Genomic DNA, 3,793 nt, shown 5'->3' with positions numbered 1-3,793 from the left:
CGGGTCGCGGCGGCGACGGCGTCGGGCCCGAGGAGCCCGCCGCGGCGCTGGTGGGCGTCGAAGGCGGCGGCGAACTCGGCGTCGAGCGGCTCGGGCGGGGAGAGTCGGACGCGCCCGACGACCGACAGGGTGAGCAGCGCCGGGCAGGCGACCGCGGCGGCGATCGCCTCGACCTCGGCGGCGGTGAGCACGTCCAGCAGCGCGGACGCGGTGACCAGCGACGCGCCCACCAGGTCGGACGCGCGGAGCGCGCCGATGCCGCCCGCGCGCGTCTCGACCGTCGCGGGCGTCCCGTCGGCGGTCGCGTACTCGCTCGCGCGGGCGCGGTCGAGCAGGCGCGGATCGGCGTCGTGCAGGATCCAGTGCTGCGGGCCGCGCAGCCGCCCGGACAGCCAGCGCCCCTGGGAGCCGGTGCCGCACCCGAGGTCCCAGATGACCAGCGGCCCGTCCGCCGGGAGCGCGGCGCGGAGCGGGTCGAGCAGCTCCGTGGCCCGCGCCGTCGCGTCCGCGCCCTCGCGCAGCTCCAGCCAGGATGGATCGAACTCCGTCACAGCGCCTCCTCGCGCCTCGGCCCCCGTCACGGCGCCTCCCTTCGCAGCTTCGACAAGACGGTTCCCATGCGGCGGGCGGTGTCGTCCCAGCCGGGCAGCGTGCCGCGCCGCAGCCGGGCGGAGGCGCGCAGCCGGTCGCGCAGCTCCGGTTCGACGAGCCAGCGGCGCAGCGCCGCGCCCAGCGCGACGGGGTCGTCCGGCGGCACGAGCATGCCGGGGACGGCCCCGGACGGATCCCAGCCCAGCGTGTCCGGGACCCCGTCCACCGAGGTCGCGAGCACCGGGACGCCGCGCGCCAGCGCCTCGGTCACCACCATCCCGAACGTCTCCGCGCGGGACGCCAGGACGAGCAGGTCGGCACCGGCGTAGGCGTCGTCCAGCCGCTTGCCGGTCAGCGGACCCGTCAGCTCGACGCGCCCGTCGAGCCGGTGCCCGCCGATCAGCCGCCGGACCCGCGCGACGTGTTCCGGGTCGCCGCCCAGCGGCCCGACGCACTCGCAGTCCCAGGACAGGCGCGCGATGGTGGCGAGCGCCTCCACGAGGACGTCGTGCCCCTTGCGCGGGGTCACCGACGCCACGCACAGCAGCCGCGCCGCGCCGTCGGTGCCGGACGCGAGCGGCGCCGGGTCGGTGCCCGGGGCGACGGCGTGGACGCGGGACGGCTCCAGGCCGTGGTGGGCGATCAGGTGGTCCCGGGCCCACGGGCTCGTCGCGACGACGGCCCCGGCCGCCTCCAGCACCTCGCGTTCGCCCGCGTTCAGATCGCCCTGCCCGGGTTCGTCGGCGAGCGGGAGGTGGACGAGGACGGCGAGCCGCAGCCGCGCCGCCTCCGGGACGACGATCTCCGGGACGCCGCACGCCACCAGCCCGTCCATGAGGACGACGGACCCGCCGGGCAGCGCGGCCAGCGCGCGTCCCAGACCGGCGCGGGCCGCCCGGTCCGGCCGCGGCCACGCGCCGGGCACCGCCACCTCCCGGACGGGGCGCCCGGACGCCGCGAGCTCCTCGCACAGCCGCCGGTCGTAGCGGTTGCCGCCGCTCGGGGCGGCGGCGTCGTCGACGCCGGCCGGGACGACCACGCACACCTCGCGGGACGTCACAGTTCACGCTCGTAGCTGGCCCAGGCGACGTGCGACTCGTGCAGCGTCACCGTGATGCCGGCCAGGCCGGCGGCGTTGGCGCCGAACGCACCGGCGCGCACCCGGTCGGCGAGCCGGTCGGCGATGACCTTGGCGAGGAACTCCGTCGAGGTGTTGACCCCGGCGAAGTCCGGCTCGTCGTCCAGGTTGCGGTAGTTCAGCGCGCCCAGGACCTCGCCGAGCTCGCTGGTGGCGAGCCCGATGTCGACGACGATGCCGTCCGGGTCGAGGTCGGCCCGGCGGAAGGTCGCGTCCACCACGAACGTCGCGCCGTGCAGGTGCTGCGCGGGCCCGAAGACCTCGCCGCGGAAACTGTGCGCGATCATGACGTGGTCGCGGACGGTGATGGCGAACAACGAACGTCCTCCTCGGTAAGCAGGCTCGGCGGGCGGTCCCGCCTCAGTAGGCGATCCGGTGGCACAGGGCGGGCTGCTCGCCGCCCGCGAGGCGCGGCATCAGCCGCGGCAGCTCGGCGAACGGGCTCTCCCCGGTGATCAGCTCGCCGAAGGCGGGGTCGGCGAGCAGCCGCAGCGCGAGCGCGATCCGGTCGGCGAAGCCGCGGCGCGACCGGCGGGACGGCGGCACGGCGCCGACCTGGCTGCCCCGGATCGCCAGCCGCCGCGAGTGGAAGAACTCCCCGAGCGGGACGGTGACCCGCCGGTCGCCGTACCAGCTCAGCTCGATCACCTCCCCCTCCGGTGCGAGCAGCTCCAGCGACCGGGCGAGCCCGGCCTCGGACGCGCTCGCGTGCACGACCAGGTCGCAGCCGCCCTCGGCCTGGTCGGGATGGGCGAACCCGACGCCGAGCGCCCGCGCGACGTCCGCGCGGGACGGGTCGGTGTCGACCAGCTGGATCCGGCATCCCGGGAAGCCCGCGAGCACGCCGGCGACCGAGCAGCCGACCATCCCGGCGCCGACCACGGCGATGCGGTCGCCGACGAGCGGCGCCGCGTCCCACAGCGCGTTCACGGCCGTCTCCACCGTCCCGGCGAGGATCGCCCGCTCCGGCGGCACGCCGTCCGGGACGGCGCTGACCGCGCTCGCCGGGACGACGTACCGGGTCTGGTGCGGATAGAGGCAGAACACCGTGCGGCCGGCCAGCTCGGCGGGGCCGTGCTCGACCACGCCGACGTTGAGGTACCCGTACTTGACCGGGCCGGGGAACGCCCCGTCCTGGAACGGCGCCCGCATGACGGCGTGCTGGTTCGGCGGGACGCCGCCGCGGAACACGATCGCCTCGGTGCCGCGGCTCACCCCCGAGAAGAGCGTCCGGACGAGCACCTCCCCCGGCCCTGGCTCGGGGAGGACGACATCGCGGATCTCGCCCTCACCTGGCGACCGGATCCAGAAGGCGCGCGCGTCGCGCTCCATCCGTGCCCCTTCCCCGAATCGTCCGGTTCTCCTGAGTTCCTTGCGCCTCTCCGACGGCGGCGGGCACACGATCCGCCGTGCGCCGCCGCTTCGCCAGCCACGCCACGTCCCGTCCGAAGGACCACACCAGCAGCGCCAGCGCCGCCGCCACGAGCGCGCCCGAGTGCGGCACGACGCCCGACGCCGCGACGACCAGCGCCACCCCCTGCACCACGGCGACGGCCTTGCGCGCGACGCTCGGCCGCAGCTCCGCGCGCAGCCACGGCGCCGTCCAGGCCGCCGCGCCGAACGCGTACCGCATCGCCCCGATCGCCAGCACCCACAGGCCCGCCGTCCGCGCGACCTCGACGCTCAGCACCAGCACCAGGACCGCGTCGGTCTCCATGTCGAACCGCGCCCCGAGCCTGGACACCGTCCCGGTGCGCCGTGCGACCCGACCGTCGACGCCGTCCAGCACGAGGGCCGCGGAAGCGGCCGCGACCAGCGGCCAGAGGCCGGCGTCACCGGTGAGATGCCCCGCGACCAGCGCCGCGACACCCCCGGTGAGGACCACCCGCGCCAGCGTCACGTGGTCGGCCGGCCCCAGCGCCCGCCGCCGCCGGAACGCGGCGGTCAGCAGCGCCCACGAGGCCAGCGCGTACCCGACGCCCACGGCCAGGCCCGCGTGGCCGGGACGGAGCAGCGCCAGCAGGGCGAGCTGGGCGGCGACGGCCGCGGCCAGCTCCGGTCCCC

At 77.1% G+C, this 3,793-nt stretch carries 4 protein-coding genes and 1 pseudogene; all 5 read right to left on the bottom strand.

What is annotated here, in order from left to right:
- A pseudogene (locus ABWI04_RS42020) lies at positions 1–551 on the bottom strand (SAM-dependent methyltransferase); the annotation flags it as partial.
- A 26-nt stretch (positions 552–577) separates the two neighbouring features.
- The gene (locus tag ABWI04_RS42015) at positions 578–1,651 is read right to left on the bottom strand and encodes a glycosyltransferase family 4 protein (protein ID WP_353835899.1); all 1,074 of its coding nucleotides are present in this window, start codon (positions 1,649–1,651) and stop codon (positions 578–580) included.
- The gene (locus ABWI04_RS42010; protein ID WP_345177530.1) at positions 1,648–2,046 is read right to left on the bottom strand and encodes a 6-pyruvoyl trahydropterin synthase family protein; all 399 of its coding nucleotides are present in this window, start codon (positions 2,044–2,046) and stop codon (positions 1,648–1,650) included. The genes ABWI04_RS42015 and ABWI04_RS42010 overlap by 4 nt, the downstream gene beginning before the upstream one ends.
- 43 nt (positions 2,047–2,089) lie before the next feature.
- The gene (locus ABWI04_RS42005; protein WP_345177531.1) at positions 2,090–3,061 is read right to left on the bottom strand and encodes a zinc-dependent alcohol dehydrogenase; all 972 of its coding nucleotides are present in this window, start codon (positions 3,059–3,061) and stop codon (positions 2,090–2,092) included.
- Positions 3,018–3,782: a CDP-alcohol phosphatidyltransferase family protein gene (locus tag ABWI04_RS42000; protein ID WP_353835900.1), complete on the bottom strand. Its 765-nt coding sequence runs from the start codon at positions 3,780–3,782 to the stop codon at positions 3,018–3,020. The genes ABWI04_RS42005 and ABWI04_RS42000 overlap by 44 nt, the downstream gene beginning before the upstream one ends.
- Positions 3,783–3,793: the final 11 nt, after the last annotated feature.

Source organism: Actinomadura sp. NPDC000929 (assembly GCF_040492065.1).
Classification (GTDB): domain Bacteria; phylum Actinomycetota; class Actinomycetes; order Streptosporangiales; family Streptosporangiaceae; genus Spirillospora; species Spirillospora verrucosospora.
This window is presented reverse-complemented; position numbering and strand designations above follow the sequence as displayed.

Bases quoted from the DNA above. Each gene is read 5' to 3' on its own strand.
- ABWI04_RS42005 (WP_345177531.1), bottom strand. From the start codon at position 3,061: ATGGAGCGCGACGCGCGCGCCTTCTGGATCCGGTCGCCAGGTGAGGGC.